Here is a 24,108-nt window from a genome sequence, read left to right as displayed (position 1 = left end):
TTTTAATTGATAATGAGATATTTAAAACATACCCTAACCCTGCTGGTCGTACTGGTGGCGATGAGTTGCGGCAACGTGCTCGACAAGCAGCCGTTGGACAAATTGCAGGGCGAGAACCTCTTCTCGAACCCGGAAGGCGTGAAACTGTATATGGCCAACCTGTATTACCAGCTGCCGACAGAGGATTTCACATTCTTCCGCCAGGGCTTCAACTGGAACACCGGTGATCCGAACAACGGCGGTTTTGCGCCCGCCATGTCCACTGACGAGGCTGTACATACCGAATTCGGCGATTTTATCGGCAACGACGATTTCCAATGGTGGGACCAGGGTTACAAGCTGATCCGCGATGTCAATATCCTGATTGACATCATCCCTACACTGGATGTTAATGAGGAAGAGCGCAAGGCATTGGTCGGAGAAAGCGCATTCATCCGTGCTTATGCTTACTTTGCCCTGGTAAAACGGTACGGTGGCGTGCCTTTGATCACCTCCGTGCAGAAATACGAAGGCGACGTGGAAGCATTGAAAGTACCGCGCAGCACCGAGAAGGAAACCTGGGATTTTGTACTCAAAGAATGTGACACGGCCATTTCAAGCCTCGGTGACTCATGGCCTGGCGGAGAACGACGTGCGACCAAATGGGTAGCTTATGCATTAAAAGCCCGCGCAGCCTTACATGCTGCATCGCTCGCCAAGTACAGCGACCGTGCCCCGATTTCAGGAACGGCGGTAGACCAGAAACTGGTTGGGTTGGATAAATCCGCTGCGGCCGAGTATTACAAAGCAGCCGCAGACGCTTCGGAAGCGGTCATCAATTCGGGCAAGTTTGGTTTATATAAACCTAATCCGGCGACGCCAGAGGAAGCAGCCAACAACTACCGCCTGCTTTTCGAAGACCCGAACAATGCACCGGAAGAAGCTATTTTCATCAAAGGCTATGCAAGACCAGGCTCTGGAACAGGGCACAATTATGGAATCTGGTTCCAGCCCAACCAAACCGCCAACGGCTGGCCGCACCCGGGGCGTATGAACCCGACGCTGGAACTGATGGATGCCTACGAAAGCTACGATAAGCCAGGCGAAAGCGCGCCCGTCAGTACCTCTGGTGCCGCGAATGACGCGACAGATTACACGGGCTTCAATGCATCCAAACAATACAAAAGGTTTGATACTGAAAACGATATCTTCAAAGGCAGGGACGCGCGCATGTGGGCCACAATGATCCTGCCAGGCACGAATTGGAAAGGCCAGAAAATCGTCATCCAGGCAGGTTTCATCAAACCCGACGGCGCGGCACAGATCATGGGTGGCGACCCGTTCACGCATAACGGAAAGACCTATTATACTTACGGCTCAGCCGATCGGACACAATATTCCGGTTTCGATACCTGGGGCGGTAACAATACGCGTACCGGCGTGAGTTTCAAGAAGTTTTTGAATGAAGGTTTGAATATCGCACCAGGATGGAACCAGTGCGTGACCGACTTCGCCGACTTCCGTTATGCCGAGATCCTGCTGATCTATGCCGAAGCGATTGCAGAAAGTGGAACAGGAGACAAAGTAAAAGGAGCCAAGGCACTGAACGACATCCGTCGCCGCGCCGGTCACAAAACCGAGATTCCGCTGACGATCAACAATGTGATCCGTGAAAGGCGCGTGGAGCTTGCATTCGAGAATAAACGTTTCTGGGACCTGATCCGCCGTCGCGAGTACCACACGTTGTTCAACAACACCATGCGCCATGCATTGCTGCCGATCCTCGACCTTCGCGTAACACCCGCGAAATACATCTTCGTCCGTATTAACGTGCCGCGCAGCAATCCTTCAACATTCGATTACCGTCAGTATTACCGTTACATTCCAGGCATAGGAGCTAACGGTCTGGTTCAAAACCCGCAGTATTAAAACTATGAAAAAACTAACGATCCATATTTCCGCCCTGCTCCTGCTTCTCGGTGCGGGTGCATGCAGCATTGATAACTATCCTGCGCCTGATTCGCAACTGTACGGCACATTCCTGGACATCGACACCAATGAGCCTGTCGAGCAGGATATTATCCGAGGAAGCACCATCGAATTCATCGAGCAAGGCTATGCCTCGCAGACCAAACAAACGATGATCATCAAAAACGACGGCTCCTATCGCAACAACCTCATCTTTGCGAACACGTACACAATCACGCCCGTGCGCGGGAATTTTGTGCCAGTGACCGCCCAGGAGGTGAGCGTTAAAGGAGAAACAAAGCTCGATTTTAAAGTGCAACCTTATATTCGTGTGAAAGAAGCAAGCATCGAAAAAGTGGGTACGAAAATCGTTGCGAAGTTCAAATTGCAGCAAACGGTGATCAACAATGTGCGTAAGATTGGCTTGTACGCGCATCCGGAACCATCCGTTGGTGAGCCTCTGCGCGTGGCATTGGCCGAGCAGGAGATCAATGGTGCCATTGACCCTAATAAGGTTTACCAGGTGGAAATCGATTTGCCGTCCAATAGCAATGTTCTTAAAACGGGAAACCAGTATTTTTTCCGCGCCGGGGCCATTATCGATGCGCCAGAATCTAAGTTTAATTATGCGAAAGCCGTAAGGGTTGCATTGTAAAATCAGTGGCGTCCGGGCGGTACAAACCCGGACGCTTTTTTTGTAAAAAATACATTTTCATGAAATTACTCAAACTTCTACTCTGCCTTTCCGTCTTTTCCCTAAGCTGCAAAGGCGGTGATGATAATGCCTCTGAAAACGATGACCCGAAGCCGGTAGAAGAAGTCAAATACGACGAATCGCATTCTCTTTTTAAAAGTTACAAAGGCCTTGTTATGGCAGGCTATCAGGGCTGGTTCACGGCAGAAGGCGACGGCGCGGGACGCGGTTTCCACCACTATCAGAAAGGCGGCAAATTCGAACCGGGATTTGCTTCGATCGACTTTTGGCCGGATGTTTCAGAATATCCTAAAACCTACAATACCGCATTCAAATATGCCAATGGCGAGGTAGCCAAGGTTTACAGTCCCTACGATGAAGAAAGTGTGGACCTGCATTTCAAATGGATGAAAGAGCACGGCATCGATGGTGTGTATATGCAGCGTTTTGTGGTGGAAGTGAAAGGTGAAAGTGGTAAGCGGCATTTCAACAAAGTGCTTGCCAATGCATTGAAAGCTTCCAAAAAATACGGCCGTGCGATCAGCATTATGTACGATCTCAGCGGCGCGACTTCGGCGGATATGGATTTTATTGCCAAAGATTGGGAAGAGCTGCAACAGCAATTCAAACTCTTCGACGGCCAGGAAAACCCGACCTTTCTCCGCCATAATGGCCGGCCGCTGTTAGCTATTTGGGGGGTAGGCTTCAACGATGGCCGGAAATACACGATCGCTGACATTCAGAAGCTGGTAGAAAAAATAAAGGGTCCGACCAAAAAAGCCTCTATTCTCCTGGGTGTGCCCTATTATTGGCGCGAACTCGGTCGCGATACCGAAAACTCGCCGTTGCTGCACACTGTCATCAAGCAGGCCGACATCATCATGCCCTGGGCCGTTGGACGTTACAATGCGTCGACCTACACGAGCGTGGCCGGTCCGAATCTCCCCGCCGACATTACGTGGTGTAAAACCAACAAGATCGATTACGCACCTCTTGTTTTCCCGGGTTTCAGCTGGGGCAATCTCAAAAACGACAAATCCCTTTACAACCAAATCCCACGCAATAAGGGCGAGTTCCTGTGGCAGCAAATCTCCGGGGCAAAACTATCCGGCGCCGAAGCATTGTACGTAGCCATGTTTGACGAGGTGGATGAAGGCACCGCCATTTTCAAAACCCGCAAGGAAGGCGAAACGCCATTGAATGGGGAAGGAAAGTTTGTCGGTATCGAGCCTGAACTGGCATCGGATTATTACCTGTGGCTTGTCGGTCAAGGGGCTAATTGGTTCCATGGAAAGAGTGGATATAGTGGTACGAAACCGGCTCGTAAGTAACAAGAATTGTGCAAGGAGATCTCTTGCACAATTTCCAAAGTCCCTCAAACACATATCGTCATTTTTGAGTATGTTTAAACAAAATAGAACCTAAAAGTCTGTTTGTTAAAACATATTATATGAAAATTACACTTTCCCTGATCATTTCTTTCCTCGTTGCGTCGTTTCACGCGTTTTCCTTTGCCGACGGAGAAAAAAAATCGAAAGCATTACCACGCATTGCCATTACCGGGCTCGGTATTGAATCGAGTACGTTTTCGCCTGCCCGCACGGAAGAGCCGGCTTTTAAGGCCAAATATGGCGAGCAGATTTTTAGCTCCTACCCTTTTATGGCCGTGGACTCCAACCTCCGGCAGCGTGCCGAATGGCTTCCTGCGCTGGTAGGCAAGTCATTGCCGGGTGGAATGGTCACACGCAAAGCATATGAGTCATTGGTAAAACAAACACTAGAATTATTGAAAAAGAACGGGCCATACGATGGACTGTATTTCGACATCCATGGCGCGATGAGCGTCGAAGGCCTGGATGATCCCGAAGGCGACCTCATCACCCGCATACGCGAAGTAATTGGGAAAAAGACCATTATCTCTACCTGCATGGATCTCCACGGCAACGTTTCGTGGCGACTGGCACAAAATACCGACCTCATCACCTGCTACCGCATGGCCCCGCACGAGGACGCCATGCAATCCAAACGCAGGGCAGTGGCAAAATTGCTGGAACGCATAGAAAGCGGTAAAGGAAAACCTGCATACAAGGCCTGGATTCCGGTTCCTATCCTGCTGCCAGGTGAGAAAACCAGCACGCGAATCGAACCGGGAAAGTCGCTTTACGCGCAGGTCGCGCCCGCGGCCGTGCAATCGGGCGTGATCGACGCGGCCATGTGGGTGGGTTACGCTTGGGCAGACGAGCCTCGTAACCATGCCGTTGTGATGGTTACCGGCGACAACAAGGCAACCGTTTCACAAACCGCCGAGCAACTGGCAAAAAGTTTCTGGGACGTCCGGAGAGATTTCGCATTTGTGGCCCCTACCGACGATCTGAAAGGCGCATTGGCCAAGGCTCTGGCAAGCAGCCAGCATCCATTCTTCATTAGCGACTCCGGCGATAACCCCACTGCGGGCGGTGCCGGCGACGTTACCTGGACGATCACTGAAATCCTGAAACGCCCCGAGTTCCAATCAGAAAACGGGCCGTCGCTCATTTACGCATCCATACCGGGACCGGAACTGGTTGAAAGCGCTGTGAAGGCAGGCGTAGGCGGAAAAATCGATGCATTAGCCGGCGCGGCAGTCGATGCGCGTTTTGCGCCTCCTGTCCGGCTGGTCGGGACGGTTGAAGCGATCCATCATGGCGATATCAATGCAGAAACGGAAGTAGTCGTGAAAGTGGGCAGCGTACGGGTGATCGTAACCAAAAAACGCAAACCTTATCACAAAGAGGCTGATTTTACGAGATTGGGTCTTAATCCACGCAAATCAGACATTGTGGTAGTGAAAATCGGCTATCTCGAACCCGAACTTTACAACATGCGCGCCGACTGGATCTTAGCGCTTACGCCCGGCGGAGTTAACCAGGACCTGGAAAGGCTTCCTTACAAACGCATCAAACGTCCGATGTTCCCGCTCGATAAAGACATGAAAGACCCGGATCTGAAAGCGAGGATCGTACCTTCTTCGGATGCGCTTTAAATTACGGTGTCATGCTGAGTGAGCCCTGTGACCACCATGCTTCGACCGCCCGGCGGCCGAAGCATGGTGGCGGTAGATGCTTCGCAAAGCCTCTTAAACTCCCCTATTCCTCAAATAACTCAGCATTGTCACGCCGTTGCTGGCGCCTGTTGCTTCGTTAAGTTGCAGGTTCACCCTGTGTTCGAGGTTGTTGAAAAGCGGTTTTCCGGCGCCTAAAATTACCGGGTAGATAGCCAACCGATACACATCGATCAGGTCCTGGTTAATGAATGTGGTAATCAGCGAGCCGCCGCCGTAGAGCCAGATGTCCTTTCCGGGCATGTTACGGACTTCGTTTACCTTCTCAGCAATGTTTGCGTTGACGTAGGTTGCCTTGCCATCGCCGTTCGCGTGCTGCGAAAACACATATTTTTCTTTACTATGCACCGCCGCCCAAAGGCTTTTTTCCGCCTCCGATGCACTTTCCTCGGGCTGATACTGCCCCCAAAGATCATAACTGACACGCCCATAGAATATCGTATCAATGTCTTTCAGAAAATCGACCAGACCATTGCCGACACTGTCGTCCATTACAATCCAGTCGATTTCGCCGTTAGGGCCTTCGATAAAGCCGTCGAGTGACACGGCTAGGTCCAGGATGATCTTCCTCATTGTTTTCTCTTGTTTGTTGATGATTTGAATTCAAAAATAAAACTTAAAATACTATTCACTTAATGCAAAAGCCACTGCCGCCTGTGAGTGAATGCGGGTGGTATCGAAAACAGGAACGGTAACGTCTTCCTGACTTATGATCATCGGAATTTCGGTACAGCCCAAAATGATCCCCGTCGCTCCCTTTGTAATCAGTTCCTCGATGATGGCTATATACCTCCTTTTGGTTTCTTCCCGGATGATCCCTTTGCCGAGTTCATCCCTTAATGTATCCTGTATGAAATCGCGGGTTTCCTGGCTTTCCGGGACCATAGGCACGATGCCGTGGCTCAGAAGTCTGTCCTTATAAAAATCCATTTCCATCGTAAATCTGGTGCCCAGGAGCCCAACTTTGGTCAATCCCTGCGCCTGGATTGCTTTTGCAGTGGCCGTCACGATGTGGATGAGAGGCAAGGTAAGTTGCGCTTCAAGCCTGTCGGCCACGGCATGTGCGGTATTGGCACACAATACAATCGCTTCTGCACCGGCCTTTTCGAGGCTTTGACATGCATGCAGCAGCATTTTGAAACTGTCGTCCCACCTACCTGCCGTATTATTACTGACAAATTGATTGAAATTCACCGAGTATATAATGCATTCGGCAAAATGCAAACCGCCGAGTTTCTCATTTACTTCTTCATTGATAAAACGATAATAATCGACGGTAGACACCCAACTCATGCCTCCGACAAGCCCTAATTTCTTCATAAACGATGTGGACAATACTAATCAGTTTTTAGCCCTACCCGTAATCCAGAGCAGGAACAATGCATTGAAAATGAGGGTAAGCGGTATTACGGAAAGGTTTTTGAAAAATAGGATAATTACCCATTCAGAAGCGCCCTCCGAGATAATGCTGTTTACTTTTAATTTATAATATAAACAGGTCTGATAAGCAGTATAATCGATCAGCAAGTTGATGACCCAGGCGATCAGGAGGTATATTACCATACTGGCCAAAAGTGACCGCCAATCTCTTTTCAGACGTGTCTTTGCGATGCTCCAATTCGATTTCCAAGCACCACTTTTTGTTAAAATTTGTCTGATCCTCCCGAAACCCTTGCGCACATTAGTTAACCCCAATGCATAGACAAAAATCATGAGTCGCGCTCCTTCAATAATAATTTCAAGGGCTAAATGTAATACGGGGGATATCGGACCCAATGCGCCCAGTTGAATCACCCTGCCCATAGCTGCGGCCATTCCAAGCGCAAGCACGATGAGATAGTGACGTTTGAAAAACATGAGGGTTTGTAAAACCCAGGTCGGACTTTGAGAAGTTCTGGTATTGTTGTTCATGGCTACGTTTAGTTTTTTTGAACTTAGTCTTTTGAAACTTTTAATTTCTTCAAAAATCCTGAATTTTTATTCTCAATCATGATTGTATAGATACCTGCCGGGCGACCTTTTAGCGTAAAATCAATGTCCTGATCCGAAACTGCGCTTTTCGAGATCACCAATGCGCCTGAAACGGAGTACAAACTGATCTTATCACCCTTCGTGATACCACCGACGCGGAACATGGCGGCGGCCGGGTTCGGGAAAACAAACGGTTCGATCATACGTCCGCCCGTTTTCACAGCAATAAGCGAACTGTATTGAAAGCTGCCATCCAGATCCACCATTTTAAGGCGGTAGTAACTGTTTCCGTATGAAGGACCGGCAATGAGATAGGTATACGTATAATAGCTTCCGTGACAATTTACGGTATCGATACCTTCAAACTTCTGGCCGTCCAGGCTGCGCTGCACGACGAAATGATGAAAATTGCTCTCAAACAATGTCCGCCATTCCAGTACCTTGGATTGCTCCCGCTCGGCTACCCTGAAAAAAGCGAGCTGAACCGGCAACGGATCACCCGGATTGCTTAGTTTTGACAACGTCCCATTCAGAAACGAAACCACAAACAGCTCGCCAGATTGGTCTTCTCCAAATGAGATTAACGATGGATGGGTCAAACCCGCGTCGGGCGTGGGCACACCGAGTGGGTTAATGTATCCGATTTTACCGGTTGCGTAGTCGCCAAAAAAGTAGTAGCCCTTCATGGACGGATAGCGCGAGCCGCGGTAAACGAAGCCGCCCATGACAGATGCGTCCTTGCCGCCATTGTTGGTAAATCCCGGGTAGGTTAGCTTTGGCGCAATGTAAGCGGTGCCTTGTGCGCAATGCGACGCATTGTATGTTTGCGTGCCTTCGAGGCAGTTCCAGCCGAAATTGGAAATAGTATTTCCGAACGGGTACGACAAATAGTTGACCTCTTCCCAGCCGTCCTGCCCGTTGTCGCCAATCCACAAATCTCCTGTCTGCCGGTCGAAGCCGAAGCGCCAGGGATTTCGAAGGCCGAGGGCGAATATCTTTCCGAGCGGATTATCGCCGGGAGCCGGGGCGCTGGTATCGAGGCGCAACAGTTTGCCAAACAGCTTACCCATGTTTTGCGAGTTGTTGGCAGGATCTCCCAAAACACCGCGCGAACCCGGGCCATTGTCGCCGGTTGAGATATACAGAAAACCGTCCATGCCAAAAGCCATATCCCCTCCGCGGTGACCGCCCAGCACGTCCTCGTAGGGAATGGTGAGTATTTTGACTTCCGAATTGGCATCAGCGAGATCTGCATTGCCCGGTTGCCGTGTGAAGCGGGATATTTGAACTTCCGTTTTGCTCTTCACCACGTACATGACGTAGAAAAACCCGGAAGTCTGGTAGTTAGGCGAGAATGCAATGCTGAAAATACCTGCCCAATCAGGGTCATTGATCTTCGCCGCGATGTCCAGAAAAGGCGTCGGGAGGATTGCTCCGTTTTTAACTACCCTGATCTTGCCGCCAATTTCAGCAACGAACAGCCGGCTGTCATTCGCATGGGTGACTTTAACCGGGCGTGTGAAGCCGGATACAACCGTTTCGATAGCTAGCTTCGGCTGCGCAAGACAACTGCCCAAGGCGCTAATTAGAAGTATTATCGTGCAGACTAAGTGTCTCATGGCGAAGATTAAGAGGAGTAATGTAAATATAAAAATTCTCCACTAACCCGCCGCCTATTTCTTGCGAAGCATTCCCAGGCACCTTAATACAGCTAACGGCTCGACTTCATCGCTTTCACCGTTTTCAACCCGCTGTCTTTGACGAATTTCTTGTATTCGGGAGAATCGCAACTGTAAATCGCTATTTTCCCTTCCTCATCATTATGAACGCCCCAGCCATAGCGCTTGGTGAGCGGCGAAGCCCTCATACAGGCCTGCCCTTTTGAGAAAAATTGCTTGCGTGCTTCTTCCAACTCGTTTTCTGTCAGATCCTTGCGCTCTGCAAATACCTTGAACAGCACATCGTCGGACGAGAACTGGTAAGGATGCTTGCTGATCATTTCGTACTCAATTCCGGCGACGGTTTTGGTATCCCCTTTCATCGGCGGCACTTCCCCCGTCGTCGCCGGACAATCGGCGGCAACTTCGATGAATGTGTTTTCGTAGTTGGTCGTGTGAACTTTCATAGCACTGTTTTTTGAACTGCAAAGTAATACTTCCAGTGACAATGGTATGTCAGCAGAGCTAACTGGATACAAGAAATTTATTCAAACCGTCAAACCGCCATCTCAACAGCATTTAACTGGCCCGACCGCTTCATATCGCGGTGGGCCCATTCTGCCATTGCATTGATCACCGGTTCCAGCTCACGGCCGCCTTCTGTCAATGTGTAAGTAACGAAAGGCGGGACGACCGGTTTGGCCTCGCGGATCACCAGGGAGTCGCTTTCCAATTGTTTCAAATGCTGGATCAGCATCTTTTCCGTGATGTGCGGCATTGCCTTCTTAATCTCGCTGTAACGCTTGCTGCCAGCCAGCAGGTGGAACAAAATGATCGGTTTCCAGTGGCCGCCGATCTTGTTCATCACATAGGTAACCGGGCATTCCTGCATCACGATCTCGCGATTCGCATTGTAAGTTGAGCTTTCCTTGATCTTAGTCATACATACTCTGGGGTAAGTACTTGTCAAAAAGTAAGTACAAATATAGCTTTGTCCCATCAAAAAACAAATCGAAAAGACATGAAATACATCATCACAGGATCCCTCGGCAATATCGGTCTGCCGGTAACCAAAAACCTTATCGCAGCTGGCCATGAAGTAACCGTCATCAGCAGTAATCCGGCCAAAAAGGAGCAAATTGAAAGCCTCGGTGCACAGCCGGCCATCGGTTCTGTGCAGGACGAAACGTTCTTGGAAACCGCATTTCAGGGAGGTGATATCGCCTATTTAATGATCCCAAGCGACTTTTCAGTAACTGATTACGCGCAATTCCAGCGCGAAGTGGCGGATAAATATGTACAGGCTCTTCAAGCCGCTGGCATCGACCGCATTGTGCTCCTAAGCAGCGTCGGCGCACATTTGCGCAAAGGCGCGGGGCCGATCGACGCATTGGGTTACCTGGAAGAAAAGCTGGCGACCATTGCCGGTTTACAAGTAAAAATCCTTCGTCCGTCGTATTTCTTCAACAACCTGTACGCGCAAATTGACCTGATTAAAAATGCGGGCATTACAGGCAGCAACTTCGGCGCCACGGAGGAAAAACTCGTGCTGGTAGATACTGACGACATTGCGAAAGTGGCCGCTGAGCAACTTCTGGCCCCATTCACCGAAACCCAGACCATCACCTATATTTCCAGCGATGAACGCCACCCCTCCGAAATAGCGGCAGTGTTAGGTGCGGCCGTCGGAAAACCAGGAACGCCATGGGTGCCATTCTCGGATGAAGATGCCTTCAACGGCATGCTCCAAGCCGGCCTCAACGAAAGCTTCGCCAGCCTCTACCGCGACATGGGACAAGCGTTGCAAAACGGCACAATGCAGGAAGATTATTGGAAAAACCGCGGTGAAATCAAAGGGACTTTGAAGCTGGAAGAGTTCGCAAGGCGGTTTGCGGGGGTGTACGCTCAGTAGCGTAAGCACCCGGGACCAGCCTGTTACGGTTCTGGGTGTTTTATCAAAACCTGGCCTCAATCAGTATCCTTTTAAACGCATAAAAAACCGGCGTTTTGGGAAAATGGCTGGCGAGCAGGGCGCGGTAATCTTTGATAAAAGGCTCTTTCAATGGATCTGGCAGGCGTTCCAGGTATGGAATTATTGCCGTGCCGGAAACCCAGGTGAGTAGGGAATCTACGTCTTTCAGAACCAGCGGGTATATCTTTTCAAAAACCTGCATCGACTGGCTGCCGCATTCGAACAGGATTTCGGCATAGCGACCGGTTTCCAGGACAGGCGAAATGCGGTTCCAGTCAGCGTAGAGTTCGGAATAGGGTTCTTTCGTGGCCAGTTCGTTGAGCAGGCGGTTGGTCAGGTTGTGATGCTGGGGTGGCATTTGGATTAACAACTGACCTCCGGGCTTCAAGGTTGAAATGATCCGCGGCAGCAGCGTTTCGTGATCGGGGACCCACTGTAATGCTGCATTGGAAAAAACCACATCCCACTGCTGCGACTTTTTCAGCTGGTCTTCAATCGAAATGCATTCGAAGTTTACCGAGCTGCTGCCCGTTTCGCTCGATTTAACCAACATTTCGGCCGAAGAATCCACTCCCAGCACACGCGCATCGGGCAATGTCGCCGCCAATTTTGCGGTGAGGTCGCCCGTGCCGCAGCCGAGATCGACCGCTGTCAAACCTGGCCGCACATTCAACAGGGCCAACAAGTCAAGGGCAGGTGCTGCTCTCTCTGATTTATATTGATTGTAAACTTCCGGGTTCCAGGGCATCGTGGTTATATTTTCAAATTCATCAATTCGTTTACCATTTCCACTAGCGGAATAGCGGTAACGTCTTTCGCCAATGGGAAACGCTCGTTCCCCGAGTACACCAGGTAACGCTTTTCGGCACCAATATCGTCGCAACCCAGGTAAAATCCCTTTGAAAGCGAAGGCGATAATGACCTTTTAATCTCAATAGCATATCGTTCATTCATTCCTCGTTCCAGTACCAGATCAATTTCAGCGCCTGCCGAGGTGCGGTAATACCAGGCCGTCATGCCCAGCGGTAATGCGGAAAGGAGATTTTCAATTACAAATCCTTCCCAACTGTGGCCCACTATCGGATGCCCGAGAAGGTCGTCCAGCGTGGCGAGATTGAGCAATGCGTGTGTGAGGCCGCTGTCACGGATATACACTTTGGGCGTCCGAACCAACCGTTTCCCCACATTTCCGGCCCAAGGGCGTAACGTGCGGATCAGAAAGAGTTCTTCCAGCAGGTCAACATAGCGCTTCACCGTCGGCAAGGCAATATCAAGGTTTGCGCCCAGTTGCGCGGTGTTGAGCTGACTGCCCGAAAGGTGCGCGAGCATGGTCCAGAGTCTGCGGAGCAGCACTGTCGGAATGCGCGGGCCGAATTGTGGAATATCCCTTTCTATGTAAGTATTGATAAAATTCAGCCGCCACCGGAAGCTGTTGAGGTCGTTTTTGGCCAGAAAACTGTCCGGAAAACCTCCCCGAAGCCACAATTTTTCCTGTGCAGCGCGGCCAATTTCTGTAATTTCATTGACTACAAAACCAGAAAGTTCGCGGTAGGCAATCCTGCCCGCTAGCGTTTCCGACGATTGCTTCAAAAGGTCAAGGGAAGCCGAACCCAGAATGAGGAACTGGCCGGTCCGCATGCCCTCCCGCCGCCGCCGGTCGATCACGCCCCGAAGCACCGGAAATAGTTCAGGGACCCGATGGATTTCGTCCAATATGATCAGCCTGCCTTTATGCGCTTCGAAATATGCCGCAGCATCGCTCAGTTTCGCCACATCGAGCGGGTCTTCGAGATCTAGGTAAATCGGTTTGGGATGAATGGATTCCGAAATCAGGTCAGCCAGCGTCGTTTTGCCGATTTGCCTGGGCCCAAGGATGCCTACGGCCGGAAAATCTTCCAGCAATTCCTTGATTTCTTCGTGCGCAATGCGTGGGATCATCCTTGCAATTATAACTTTGAATGTTAGATTTACAAGGTAAAAGTAAGAGAATTGTTCCTGGTTTGCAAGTTATTTTACCTTGTAATTATAACAGTAGGTGTTATAATTACAAGGTAAAATAACGGGTTCGTGGGGTACCTCAATAAAAAAATGCCGACCATCAGGCCGGCATTCTCAATTTATATAGCGTATGTGATTATTGCTCTTTACGTTTCTTGACACTGCGGTCGACGATCGCTCCGGTACCGGCACCTACACCGGCGCCAATTACGCTACCGATCAATGCGCCTTCCCCACGTTTTTTATTGACGATGGCTCCGGTGATCGCACCAGTCCCCGCTCCTACGAGCGCGCCTTTGGCCGTGTGGCTCCATTTCTTCTTGGCAGGAGCGGGTGCCGGGGCAGTCGCAACGGCTTTATTGTTGCTTGATGCCTCATTTTTCTTAATTTCTTCCCACTTTTCACGCTCCCGTTGCTCTGCAACTATGTTGTTCATGGAATCTACAATCGCTTGCTTTTCCATCGCTACTTTCATAGAATCGATGGTTTTTTGCTGTGCTTTCAAAGCTGCTTCCTGGTTGTCTGAGTGCTTGTTACACGCTGTCAGAATAGAGGCTACTACTAGCATTGACATTATAGCTTTCATCTTTGTGTTGGATGGTTCTACATGCGTTACTTCTAAAATCGTACCAAACCAAACCGCTTAATAAGATGCCATTGAGCTTACCCCTAATTCTTATTAAATTGTCGAAATACCTTGACCTTTAAACAACCACCTCTATGGAAGGGATTATCAACGATGACCTCGATCGGCAGACGCAACGGCCCGGCCCCAATGGCCAGCGGCCTTTTTTCACCAGGGGCACAACCGTGCAAATCACGGGTGCCGTTTATGACGGCCGTGAACGGTGGTTTATTACCGCCGATGGCACCAAAGTGATTGGCAATAAGGTTGAACTGGACGGTTATTCGGGCTTGTCGGACCAAGACAGATCCAATTTCTTTGTTTGCTACCGCGCCCACAATGCAGGCGTCCCGATCATCGATATGGCCGATGCGCCCGACAAACTGTTTTTCGCCAATCTACCTCCCGCTCCTAACCTCCAATTCAGGGTCAACGAATTGTTTCCCGAAGTATTCGCAACCGGCGTTACGCAGGCAGTAAGCAGGCTGCCGGAATCGCGTAAGCATGTTTTCGTTTATATCCACGGCTTTGATTGGGAACCGGGACTGAAGCTGGACCTTGTCCCCCAATTTGTCCAAAGCTACCTCCAACACCCACAAAATACCGTCGCCAATGTCCTTTACATGGGCTGGCCGTCGTACGGTTGGCGCAAAAAGGCCGATGACCGGTCGATTGGTTTCGGGCAAAAATTCACGCAGAATGGCTTGTTCGAATATTTTGAAGTGCTTTCGAAAAAGCTGAAAGAAGCAGGCAAAACGCTGAACCTCGTCGTGCATTCGTTTGGCCACCAGTTATTGAACGGCATGATCAACCCGGGTGAGGGCCATACTATTCCAACAGGGATTTTCGAGAACATTTTTCTGATGGCACCCGACGTAACGCACCTTGCCGTGCAACAGGGAGGAGTGCAACTGAGAAATATGCGGAGAAAATTCAAAGGCCCGCATTTCCACTACAATTATACTCCGCTGAAACAGCTCGCCAAACATGTGCACATTTACTACGATCCGAGCGATTACCTTTTGTATGTGAGTTCCAAGCAGTTTAACCTGAATGAGGATACCGGCAATTTCGATCCCCGCCCCGATGCAGAGGGCCTTACCACCGATTTCCGCAACCTTGGCTCCTACGGCGACGAAATCTTCAAAAAAGACCCCAATCTGAAACTCGAAGAAGGGTTCAACTTCTATAATGTACTGGATATCATCAAAGAAAGCCCCGACCCAACCCCCAATGCGCTCCTTTACGGCTTCCTCGACAACGACGACGAAGCGATGGCAAAAGCAAGGAACGGCGATTACAGCGACATCAACCTCCTCAAAACCTTCTGGGAAAAGGATTTTCTGATGAAGCATCACGCATACCTTTTCAGTTGCCAGCCCGTTGTGGCGCACGTTTTACAGCGATTGGCCGGCGTGCCGGTGCAAACGCCGGTGCTTGAAGGGGAAGCGCCTATTGTGTAGCATTGATCATCTTCAGGGCACCCGCGCAAAGGGTGCCTTGAATACATTTCCAGGCATGTTGGGCGGGACTTGCAACCAAGTTAAGTGCTTTTTGGTCTTCGAATTACCTCATAATATTCTACTTAAATCTATGAAGACCTCTATATTATTACTCGTACTTCTTCTGGTCATGGGTTGCAAAAAGGACCAACCCACCCCGCTGGCTTTCGATGACTTCTCATTTGTAGCACCGTCAAGCTGGAAAAAGTTTGAAGCACAGGGCTACGACTCCAAAGTAGGCGGCATTACCGACGGAAAAGATACGCTCAGGTACGACATGGGCATGTACTCCTACTCTTTCACAAAGGAAACGAGCGCTACCCACCACCGCAGAGAATCCGTGCAGAACGGCTACAAAACGCTCACCGTATGGCCTAAAAAGACCGGGCAAGGATTGATGGGCCTTTACATCAAAGTCGATGATTTCAGGAAACTCAGCATTTATGGCAGGAGTAAAAACGAAGATGAAGTTTTGGAAATACTGGCTTCGGTGAAGATATTATGAAAATTTTTTAATGGCCATTTATTTCAAATGCTTTAAATCTTTCCCATCCCAAACACCCTTATAAGTCTCACTAAGCCCTTTGATTTCAATGCGGAAAGTCTGATCCTCTGCCTTGTATTCTGACTTGATCACATTATCGCTATCATCGAGAAACTCGTTGCCGTAGCGAAATGGCAATTCTTCGCTTACGAAACGGGTTTTGATCCCGCCATTTTGCATATCGAAAACGGCGATGTGGAAATGCTCGGGGTAGCCTTTGTCGGCGTACATGTCATGGCCTGTATCTTGTGACGCGAGCATAAAAAGCTGCTTGTGATGCACCAGCGGATAACGGAATGCAGCGAAATCATGCGGCCGGAAATCGGTATAATAGCGTTTGCCGTCAATTAGCAATGAATAGCATATGTCAAAAGAATAGTCTTCGCCATTAGCGGATTTCTGAACATATACCTGATTGTGAAAAATGGTATCCACCACAACCATCGACGGGCTAGTCAGTTTACCTGCCACATTAGCCGAATCCTTCAAATTCCTCGACTTGAAAAGCAAGATACCGCTCGGCTGTGCATACAGGAGAAACAAATTTGGGTCGGGCTTCTGCATGAAGGTTTGTGGCAGAATTTCCGTCTTCACCTCTGTCAGCGCTTTCTCATTCGTGCTTGCGAGCGTGTAGGCGCCGTTTTGGATACTGAAATTAAAGGGTGCCACGACAAACGCCTGGGCCTGCGCCTCCCGTGCCGCACTGCCTGTCAGTATTGATCTAAAATAGAATACAAACCGCGCCAAGCTGGGCGCTACTTTTAAATATTGAGTCATAATGGTAGGCAGTAACCGATTCCGCTGCAAACTAATTAGATATTTTCAACCAAGACAAAAAACAATAGCTCATTTGTAACCGTCGAATGTCTTGTTAACTTTGGAATTCTTGCCTATTGAGCTTTTCAAAAACCTACACCTTTTTCGCCCTGTATGAAATACATTTACGCATTGCTTTTGGTGGCTGCACTTTGGGGCTGTAACAAGCCGCCCCAATTCGAACCCGATCCTACCCTTACACTGGCTGTTTATCCAAATCCGGGCAAGAATAGAATCTGGATTTATGTAAAAAATGATACGCTGTCTGAGTTTTCGCTTCAAATTTTGGGACCCGACGGTAAGATCGTTTTTGAATGGTATGTGCCCGAGGGAAACCCGATGAATGGTTTCGACATTGATCCTACGCAATCAGGAACCGGCGCTTATCACGCGGTGCTTCATAAGAATGGTTCGGTTTATACAAAAAAATTTATGGCGTTATGACCGGACGGGTAATCCTATGGGCGTCGGCATTGCTCCTCGCCTTCCATACAAATGCACAGAAAGCTTCCAGTGAATGGTTTCTAAATGCAAATATTAATATTCATATCCCAGGAAGTGGTTCTCAGAAATCCGTTTATCCCGTGCTGGGATACAACAAAAATTCCACCCCGAAATTTTTGCTGGGAGGTGTCGGCACAGGCGCTTTCCTGCTTCAACGGCTATCCTCTGACCTACACCTTAAAGTACACGGATACCTGTCCAAAATAAGCTATTGGGACGATCCCATTGAGCTGAAAGGCGTCGTCGGTGAGACTACGGGCATTTACCAGGCGGGCGGTTCCGATTATATAACGGGCATTAATGGCCTTGTTCACTACCATTTGGTCGACCGCCTTTCGTTAGGGGCCGGAGTTGGTGCACAGATCCTCCTTGCGTCGTTCTCCCGAACCCCGGACATCTATGGCTACGGCGAACCAACGGAAAAAACGTTTATCACGAACCATTATTACAAGACTGTACTTCCCGTTGTTCCGCTTGAACTATCATACAGATTCCCCAAAATGGTAATTAATCTTCGATACGACATCGGGCCGTTCAACCGGATCCGAGGCGAGTTAGCGCAAGCCAAAAACGAAAGATATGACGTATTGTCGCTGGAAGTCGGTTTCAAATTGAACTGATTGTCGGTAAATCCCAGCTATAACATTCATTTCAACAATCCGTACTGTTTTTAACAGAACATTTAACAACAGGAAAGTTGTAAAAAAGTAGCAGAACCCTAAATTTGATCAATCTAACTCAACCAAATCATGAAAACGACTTTCACCTTTTTACTCCTCTTCGCAGCCTCGCTTTGCTTCGCGCAGCTTCCTAAACCTGACGAAGTTCCCACGTCCAAAGGTCCGCTCAAAATCCAGCCGCTCAACCACGCCACGCTCGCATTGACCTGGAATGGCAAAACCATCTATGCCGACCCATACCAGGGCCAGAAAACGTTCGTAGGCATCGCCAAGCCCGACCTGATCCTGATCACCGACATCCACGGCGACCATTTTGACCCGGCGTCGCTCGATGCCCTTGATCTGGCCAACACCGTGATTGTCGCGCCACAAGCCGTAGTTGATAAAATGTCGGATGCATTGAAGGCCAAAACAACCGTCCTCGCCAACGGCCAGACCACCGAAAAACTCGGCATCTCCATCACCGCTATCCCGATGTACAACCTGCCTGAAACCGCAGACTCCCGCCACACCAAAGGCCGCGGCAACGGTTATGTGCTCAAATTGGGCGACAAATCCGTATTCATCAGCGGCGATACCTCCGGCGTTCCGGAAATCAAAGCCCTGAAAAACATCGACATCGCATTTGTGTGCATGAATTTGCCTTACACGATGGACATCAACGAAGCCGCCACCACCGTCCTCGCATTCAAACCCAAAATCGTTTACCCCTACCACTACCGCGGGCAGAATGGATTTAGCGATACCGAGGCGTTTAAGAAATTGGTGAATGAGAAGGATGGGAAGATTGATGTGCGGGTTAGGGATTGGTATACGGTGAAGTGACGTGCTTCGGCCGCCCGGCGGCCCGGTGCGCTCAGCATGACATTGAGAGATGTCAGTCTGAGCGCACGGGGCCGTCCGGCGGTCGAAGACAGTCCAATACGCCAACATTCATAAATGTTCCCTCCCTTCAGTCTCCGAAGGGATTTTTTGTGGGAAATGTTACCAATTTTTGGTACTTTTATTAAATCAGCGACTCAGCAAGATCTATCATGACAAAGAACACATCCATTTCCATCGGTCCACATTTTGATACATTTATTCAAAATCAAATTGAAACCGGCCGCTATGCCTCCACGAGCGAGGTTGTAAGGGCTGGTCTGCGCTTGCTTGAAAGAGAAGAAGAAGAATTGAAGCTGCTAAGACAAGCATTGATCGAAGGTGAGCAAAGCGGCTGGGTTGAAGACTTCGACCCGGCAGAATTTAAAGCTAGAATGCGAGCTAAAAGAAAATCTTAATGGGATCATACCGCCTGGCTCGTCGGGCCGAATCTGACTTGGAGGATATTTGGGGTTATACGGAAACTACTTGGTCAACTGAGCAGGCAGAGAAATATCTCGACGGATTATTCAATTGCTTTCAATCTATTGCCGACGGCAGAGCGAAAGCCAAATCAATTGACGCCATCCGCGTAGGATACAGTAAAACCCCTTTTGTCAAGCACAATATTTATTTTCGAAAGGCTCCCCATCATGTTATCGAAATTGTCCGCATTCTTCATGTGAGTATGGACGCGGAATCGCATCTCTTATCTTTTGAAGAATTTTAAGCTTCGCCCCTCACTTCCCCAGCATCTTCTCCGCAGTCGGCCCGGTAACGGTCAAATTTTGACGCTTCACTTGTAAAAGTTGCCAGGTAAGCATTGTCATTTTTGATAAAGCATATCGCCAGGACCTTCAATCTAAATATCCCCTGCGAAAACTCGTAGGCCAGATATCAATAGGCTGCCCAGCCAGATTCTGGACCATCACATTCAGATTTTCGCTGAATTTATCTTCGGGACCTTCCAGCGGCGAGAAGAAAAATACCTTCGAGTTCATGGTACCAGATGTGTCAACGCGCCATCCCGAGGGATATGAAATTTTGAAATCGCTTTTGGAAAACACCTTTAAATCGTCCTGAGACACGGGTTGACCGCTCACGGAAGAAACGATCATGCAGAAAACAAGAGGAAGAACAATCTTCATAAAACGACGCTTATTTTTCTGCATGATACCATTAAATATTCATTTGGCGATGTTTTGCGACCGTGATTTCCGCGTCATCGCTTGCGAAGCGGCGCCGGTTCGGCCTCCTCTGCCGGATTTAGCGTAATCTCCAATTTGTTCTCCAAACACTTCACCGTCACTTCATCCCCGCATTCGAACCCCGCATCTTGCAGCCATTTCCCGCAAAGCCTGATCTCGGGCATTATTACATATTGATACACCCGCGGGAGGTATTTGCTGTAAACGGTCAATTGTCTTTCGGTGGGATGGGAGGATTTTCTACTAGGCATAGTTTGTTTTGGGTAAAGTGTAAATTACATAGCAAATATAGTAAATTATTTGATGTAAAACACTATACACAGTAATTTTCTACCTGCCGCTATTGATAAAATTCTGAAATAACACTAGATAGCATAAAATATACATTATATGCCAAAAGTGCGTATCAACAGAATAAAGCTGGTTCTTACGGAACAGGGAAAAACAAACAGAGAGCTCGCTCGCGAACTCAGCAAAGCCGAATCAACCGTTTCTCGATGGTGTACTAACGACGCACAACCGTCATTGGAAATGCTTCACGAAATTGCAACGAAACTAAATGTCGATATTAGGGAATTGCTAACACCAACTATCAAGCATCTTGAGAAATAACATCACACGACTATTTATACGTACAGCCGCTTCTCTGACTTTAAAACTCCCTTCTCTGAAAACACACACCTCGGGCCGGCCGCCACAATTGGCTGTCTTTAACTTCAAATCCCTTGGATGATGAGCACAAAAAAAACAAAAATACTTGCAAGATATTATTTAAACAGGTTGAGAAAAAAAATTCCATGGTCAATGCTGCTCTATGCCTTGTCCATTTTCCTTTTTCTAAGTATACTTATACCAAATTTCATGAAACGCCTCCCGATAATTGGAAATTGGGAGAGGATCTATACACTTACCGCAACGATAGCTAGAAAGTCAGTCAAACAGCCAAAAGGAGACATAATAGTAGAAATTGGCGGACACAAGGTAAAATCTAAAATTGGCGATGCCTTTACACTCAAATTCCCATCGCGTCATTCAAAAAATATTCCAATGTTAATTATTACGAAAGACACAACATTCTTTGAAAGAATATCTTTTGACAACGAATATTTACTTGATACAACCCTCCTCCTCGATCACAAATATATTGAAAACACAAAAAACTAGAATTTGTCTCATCGGCCTTGGCCCATCCGGAATTGGCTTTTTATGGAAATACCTTCAAGATGGACTGGATCCATCCGAAATACTGTGCATTGAAGCAGGCCCAAGACTTGCATACAGAAATTGTCCTGTACTAGATTACAAGGAATGTAACTATAAAAAAGTTTGTCACATTACCAGTGGATTTGGTGGATCATCGGTTATGGCAGGCGGCAAAGTAAGTCTATATCCAGCCGGAAGTGGACTGACAAATATCTTGGATGATTCTGCATATATTGAGAGAAAAATAAAAGAATCGGCGCAAGTTTATGAGCAGAATCTCCAATTAAAAAGGCATGTCAATCTCCCAGAAATGCACGAACAGGCAAAAAGCTATTATAATGGTCTCGGGTATGAGTTCAAGTATTATGACGCCGCACTATATAGCCAAAAAGACTTTTTTAATGTTAATCAAAAATTCGAGGAAGATTTTATTCGTGCCGGGATAGAAATTCGCTTCAATACCATGGTCACCGATATTGAAATCCACGATGGCAGATATATTGTTCACATATTTAACAAAAGCAATCTAGAAGTGCTTTCGTGCGAAAAAGTGATATTGGCAACTGGCAAATCGGGCCATAATTTAGCCGATAAACTAAGTAAAAAATTCGGTGTTGAAAGCCGTGCTGAAAAAGCAGAGATCGGCGTTCGAGTTGAGTTTCCAATTTCCGCGTTTCCAGATATCGACAAATTTCACTATGACTTAAAATTAAAATCAGGCAACTGCAAAACATTTTGCGTAAGCAAAGGGGGAAAGATCGCCCTCTATTATTCAGACAATCTGCTATACACGGAGGGATACGATGACTACAAAAACCCAACTAGTTTCACCAATCTTGGCATTTTATATAAGCTCGACGCTGAAAATCATGATATAACAACTATTATTGAAGACATAATTTTAAAACGGAAAAATAACGGACTAATTAAGCCTATTCGACAAACATACTTTGATTTCCTAAATAGTATCGAATCAAACGAATTTAATTATGAATCCTCTATAAAATCATGGGAAAAAGGCGACATAAACGAGTTTCTCCCGAACCAGATTTCACACAGACTAAGGGATGAAGTAAAGAGCTTCGTGTCCAGCTTTGTACATAAGGACTACCGGTCACGTACAAGCATATTTTTTCCAGAAATGAATTATCAAAAGACAAGCTTCAAACTAGCAGAAGATTTTCAGTGCCTACCCAATTTTTATGTAATTGGCGAAATAACTGGTAAATTCATTGGTATCCTACAATCGTTCGCGTCCGGCATGATATGCGCAGAAACATATAAAAAATGAATAGACGGTACATTTTAGATACTTTATACGGCAGGATATACCTACCCGATTATGTATGGGAAGTCCTTGCAACTCCGGAGGTACAACGACTGAGAGAAATAAGGCTATGCAATATTAATTCATTATGCTTGACCGGTGGAGCAAATATTAATCGCTATGAGCATGCAATTGGGACTTGCTACCTAGCCATCAAGTGCTACGAGTCATGGATTTTAAAAAGATCTTTTTCGCCTAATGAAGTAAAAGCGTTCGTTGTGGCGGCGTTGTTGCATGATGTAGCAAATTCAGCTTTTGGACACACAATTGAATATATAGAGGAATATAGCCCAGAAAGCTCGTTCCTAGAAATATTACTAAAAAAAGATGGAAATCACTTTACTTCTCACCGTGCAACTTATGAAGTAGCTTTTTTCGGATTATTGGGAAATCTAAACGACGTTCTCACAAAAAACGTAAAACTCTCGAAAGCTGACATTCAATTAATTAGTGATGGAATACAGGGAAACGGCCTTTTTGGCCCTCTTATTAGTAATAGTATAGACTTGGACAATATTGACAATGTTTACAGGCTCGCATTCCATCTCGGTATCGTTGCAGACAAGAGCGTTCCCTTAAAATTGGCTACCAGATTGATAATTGATGATGGTCTATTAAAAATAAAAGATGACAGCGTTTATTTACTTAATGATTGGCATAAGATCAGACGTCACCTGTATGAATATTTACTTCTGAATGCAGATGAATTTTCCGGAAAGGCAATGCTTACGGAAGCTGTTGAAAACACAAAACATGGCTCTAACAATCCTTTCCCCTTTCGATGGTTCGACACGGACTACGAACTTCTCAGAAAATTGAAGGATTTTTCCGCAAATAATAATGACATAATATCCAGATTGATGATCGGAAACCTATATGGCTGTTTATGTATATTAGAAACTAGTAAGGTAGAGCTATATAGTGAATTTACAAGTACAGCAAGTCGCAAAGAAATGGAAAATGAAATAGAGTTGCTTGTTAGATCTACTCACCCTACACTTAAATCAGCGATGATCTCCTTACATCCTATATTGGATATAGATAAAACCAGAAGAAAAATAGACATAATAACTGAAACCGGTATACCTATCACAATTGGCAGTTCCTCACGAAGTCTACTTATTGGAGTTTTCTTTAAGAATAAAGATCTAGACATTACAAAGTTTAGAAACTCCAAATTAAAGATCGGAAAAATTCAAAAAGATGTTGTAAAATATTTTTCTAGACAACTAAATGACCCAAATATCAATTTAATTAATCTTTACGAGGAAGGTGTTGTACATGAATAGTGAAGAAAATGCAGCCGTCGCTGAATATTTCAAAGTAAAAGGCATATTGTCAGACATAAATTGGAACTTCCATCAAACGCTGTCGTTTGACTTGGGTAGTCTCGTCCCATTCGATTCAAGAAAGCATTTACCTTATCCGGGGACATATGTACCCGAGATTCCGTTTACACTTATCGAGCTCTTAACAATGCCAGGGGCAAGAATACTAG

28 protein-coding genes are annotated in these 24,108 nt (G+C 47.4%); 16 read left to right on the top strand and 12 right to left on the bottom strand.

Annotation, left to right across the window (positions count from 1 at the left end):
• Positions 1–12 precede the first annotated feature (12 nt).
• The 4 genes from LZD49_RS28510 to LZD49_RS28495 all read left to right on the top strand — a co-directional run bounded on the left by LZD49_RS28510 (position 13) and on the right by LZD49_RS28495 (position 5,663).
• Positions 13–1,908, top strand: coding sequence for a RagB/SusD family nutrient uptake outer membrane protein (locus tag LZD49_RS28510; RefSeq protein ID WP_234671281.1), 1,896 nt, complete (start codon positions 13–15; stop codon positions 1,906–1,908).
• Positions 1,909–1,912: 4 nt separating this feature from the next.
• Positions 1,913–2,602 (top strand): DUF3823 domain-containing protein, encoded by a 690-nt coding sequence (locus LZD49_RS28505; protein ID WP_234671280.1) that lies wholly within the window; start codon positions 1,913–1,915, stop codon positions 2,600–2,602.
• A 59-nt stretch (positions 2,603–2,661) separates the two neighbouring features.
• A complete protein-coding gene (locus LZD49_RS28500) occupies positions 2,662–3,972 on the top strand; it encodes a glycoside hydrolase family 71/99-like protein (protein WP_234671279.1) in 1,311 nt (436 codons plus the stop codon).
• Positions 3,973–4,091: 119 nt separating this feature from the next.
• Complete coding sequence (locus tag LZD49_RS28495; protein ID WP_234671278.1) at positions 4,092–5,663, top strand: M81 family metallopeptidase; 1,572 nt, start codon at positions 4,092–4,094, stop codon at positions 5,661–5,663.
• A gap of 93 nt (positions 5,664–5,756) precedes the next feature.
• Here the strand turns inward: LZD49_RS28495 and LZD49_RS28490 are convergent, their stop codons facing one another.
• The 6 genes from LZD49_RS28490 to LZD49_RS28465 all read right to left on the bottom strand — a co-directional run bounded on the left by LZD49_RS28490 (position 5,757) and on the right by LZD49_RS28465 (position 10,313).
• A complete protein-coding gene (locus LZD49_RS28490; RefSeq protein WP_234671277.1) occupies positions 5,757–6,314 on the bottom strand; it encodes a dihydrofolate reductase family protein in 558 nt (185 codons plus the stop codon).
• Between the two features lie 51 nt (positions 6,315–6,365).
• A complete protein-coding gene (locus LZD49_RS28485; RefSeq protein ID WP_234671276.1) occupies positions 6,366–7,061 on the bottom strand; it encodes an aspartate/glutamate racemase family protein in 696 nt (231 codons plus the stop codon).
• Positions 7,062–7,082: 21 nt separating this feature from the next.
• On the bottom strand, positions 7,083–7,652 hold the full coding sequence (locus tag LZD49_RS28480; protein WP_234671275.1) for a hypothetical protein: 570 nt from the start codon (positions 7,650–7,652) through the stop codon (positions 7,083–7,085).
• A 23-nt stretch (positions 7,653–7,675) separates the two neighbouring features.
• Positions 7,676–9,331 (bottom strand): PQQ-dependent sugar dehydrogenase, encoded by a 1,656-nt coding sequence (locus LZD49_RS28475; protein WP_234671274.1) that lies wholly within the window; start codon positions 9,329–9,331, stop codon positions 7,676–7,678.
• A 92-nt stretch (positions 9,332–9,423) separates the two neighbouring features.
• Entirely contained in the window at positions 9,424–9,837 is a 414-nt protein-coding gene (locus LZD49_RS28470; RefSeq protein WP_234671273.1) for a DUF6157 family protein, read from the bottom strand.
• An 89-nt stretch (positions 9,838–9,926) separates the two neighbouring features.
• The gene (locus LZD49_RS28465; RefSeq protein ID WP_304488714.1) at positions 9,927–10,313 is read right to left on the bottom strand and encodes a helix-turn-helix domain-containing protein; all 387 of its coding nucleotides are present in this window, start codon (positions 10,311–10,313) and stop codon (positions 9,927–9,929) included.
• 78 nt (positions 10,314–10,391) lie between these two features.
• Between LZD49_RS28465 and LZD49_RS28460 the strand changes: the two genes are divergently transcribed.
• A complete protein-coding gene (locus LZD49_RS28460; RefSeq protein ID WP_234671272.1) occupies positions 10,392–11,282 on the top strand; it encodes an NAD(P)H-binding protein in 891 nt (296 codons plus the stop codon).
• Between the two features lie 43 nt (positions 11,283–11,325).
• Here LZD49_RS28460 and LZD49_RS28455 read toward each other — a convergent pair whose 3' ends face one another.
• From LZD49_RS28455 to LZD49_RS28445, 3 genes are all read right to left on the bottom strand, one after another.
• Positions 11,326–12,090 (bottom strand): methyltransferase domain-containing protein, encoded by a 765-nt coding sequence (locus LZD49_RS28455; protein ID WP_234671271.1) that lies wholly within the window; start codon positions 12,088–12,090, stop codon positions 11,326–11,328.
• Between the two features lie 5 nt (positions 12,091–12,095).
• Entirely contained in the window at positions 12,096–13,280 is a 1,185-nt protein-coding gene (locus LZD49_RS28450; RefSeq protein WP_234671270.1) for an ATP-binding protein, read from the bottom strand.
• Positions 13,281–13,476: 196 nt separating this feature from the next.
• Positions 13,477–13,926, bottom strand: coding sequence for a glycine zipper family protein (locus tag LZD49_RS28445; protein WP_234671269.1), 450 nt, complete (start codon positions 13,924–13,926; stop codon positions 13,477–13,479).
• A 134-nt stretch (positions 13,927–14,060) separates the two neighbouring features.
• Here LZD49_RS28445 and LZD49_RS28440 point away from each other — a divergent pair, with 134 nt between their 5' ends.
• A complete protein-coding gene (locus LZD49_RS28440; protein WP_234671268.1) occupies positions 14,061–15,428 on the top strand; it encodes an alpha/beta hydrolase in 1,368 nt (455 codons plus the stop codon).
• Between the two features lie 130 nt (positions 15,429–15,558).
• Positions 15,559–15,972, top strand: coding sequence for a hypothetical protein (locus LZD49_RS28435; protein ID WP_234671267.1), 414 nt, complete (start codon positions 15,559–15,561; stop codon positions 15,970–15,972).
• Between the two features lie 18 nt (positions 15,973–15,990).
• On the opposite strand, the gene LZD49_RS28430 is transcribed toward LZD49_RS28435, so the two are convergent.
• A complete protein-coding gene (locus LZD49_RS28430) occupies positions 15,991–16,788 on the bottom strand; it encodes a hypothetical protein (RefSeq protein WP_234671266.1) in 798 nt (265 codons plus the stop codon).
• A gap of 153 nt (positions 16,789–16,941) precedes the next feature.
• On the opposite strand from LZD49_RS28430, the gene LZD49_RS28425 reads away from it, so the two are divergent.
• The 5 genes from LZD49_RS28425 (at position 16,942) to LZD49_RS28405 (ending at position 19,602) form a co-directional block, all read left to right on the top strand.
• On the top strand, positions 16,942–17,271 hold the full coding sequence (locus LZD49_RS28425) for a T9SS type A sorting domain-containing protein (protein WP_234671265.1): 330 nt from the start codon (positions 16,942–16,944) through the stop codon (positions 17,269–17,271).
• Positions 17,268–17,951, top strand: a complete 684-nt coding sequence (locus LZD49_RS28420; protein WP_234671264.1) for a hypothetical protein — start codon at positions 17,268–17,270, stop codon at positions 17,949–17,951. The genes LZD49_RS28425 and LZD49_RS28420 overlap by 4 nt, the downstream gene beginning before the upstream one ends.
• A gap of 129 nt (positions 17,952–18,080) precedes the next feature.
• Positions 18,081–18,836: an MBL fold metallo-hydrolase gene (locus tag LZD49_RS28415; protein ID WP_234671263.1), complete on the top strand. Its 756-nt coding sequence runs from the start codon at positions 18,081–18,083 to the stop codon at positions 18,834–18,836.
• A gap of 209 nt (positions 18,837–19,045) precedes the next feature.
• Entirely contained in the window at positions 19,046–19,291 is a 246-nt protein-coding gene (locus tag LZD49_RS28410; protein ID WP_234671262.1) for a type II toxin-antitoxin system ParD family antitoxin, read from the top strand.
• Positions 19,291–19,602 carry a type II toxin-antitoxin system RelE/ParE family toxin gene (locus LZD49_RS28405; protein WP_234671260.1) on the top strand — a complete coding sequence of 104 codons (312 nt, stop codon included), beginning with the start codon at positions 19,291–19,293 and terminating at the stop codon, positions 19,600–19,602. Before LZD49_RS28410 ends, LZD49_RS28405 begins: the two co-directional genes overlap by 1 nt.
• 127 nt (positions 19,603–19,729) lie before the next feature.
• Here LZD49_RS28405 and LZD49_RS28400 read toward each other — a convergent pair whose 3' ends face one another.
• A complete protein-coding gene (locus tag LZD49_RS28400; protein WP_234671258.1) occupies positions 19,730–20,020 on the bottom strand; it encodes a hypothetical protein in 291 nt (96 codons plus the stop codon).
• Positions 20,021–20,094: 74 nt separating this feature from the next.
• Positions 20,095–20,331 (bottom strand): SymE family type I addiction module toxin, encoded by a 237-nt coding sequence (locus LZD49_RS28395; RefSeq protein ID WP_234671256.1) that lies wholly within the window; start codon positions 20,329–20,331, stop codon positions 20,095–20,097.
• Between the two features lie 139 nt (positions 20,332–20,470).
• On the opposite strand from LZD49_RS28395, the gene LZD49_RS28390 reads away from it, so the two are divergent.
• The 4 genes from LZD49_RS28390 to LZD49_RS28375 all read left to right on the top strand — a co-directional run bounded on the left by LZD49_RS28390 (position 20,471) and on the right by LZD49_RS28375 (position 23,899).
• Entirely contained in the window at positions 20,471–20,692 is a 222-nt protein-coding gene (locus tag LZD49_RS28390) for a helix-turn-helix transcriptional regulator (RefSeq protein ID WP_234671255.1), read from the top strand.
• 117 nt (positions 20,693–20,809) lie between these two features.
• The gene (locus LZD49_RS28385; RefSeq protein WP_234671254.1) at positions 20,810–21,244 is read left to right on the top strand and encodes a hypothetical protein; all 435 of its coding nucleotides are present in this window, start codon (positions 20,810–20,812) and stop codon (positions 21,242–21,244) included.
• Positions 21,225–22,574: a hypothetical protein gene (locus LZD49_RS28380; protein WP_234671253.1), complete on the top strand. Its 1,350-nt coding sequence runs from the start codon at positions 21,225–21,227 to the stop codon at positions 22,572–22,574. The genes LZD49_RS28385 and LZD49_RS28380 overlap by 20 nt, the downstream gene beginning before the upstream one ends.
• Positions 22,571–23,899 carry an HD domain-containing protein gene (locus LZD49_RS28375; RefSeq protein WP_234671252.1) on the top strand — a complete coding sequence of 443 codons (1,329 nt, stop codon included), beginning with the start codon at positions 22,571–22,573 and terminating at the stop codon, positions 23,897–23,899. Before LZD49_RS28380 ends, LZD49_RS28375 begins: the two co-directional genes overlap by 4 nt.
• The last annotated feature ends 209 nt before the right edge of the window (positions 23,900–24,108 follow it).

This window comes from Dyadobacter sp. CY261, assembly GCF_021440085.1.
GTDB lineage: Bacteria > Bacteroidota > Bacteroidia > Cytophagales > Spirosomataceae > Dyadobacter.
The sequence above is the reverse complement of the archived record's forward strand: the minus strand, read 5'-3'. Positions and strand labels throughout refer to the sequence as shown.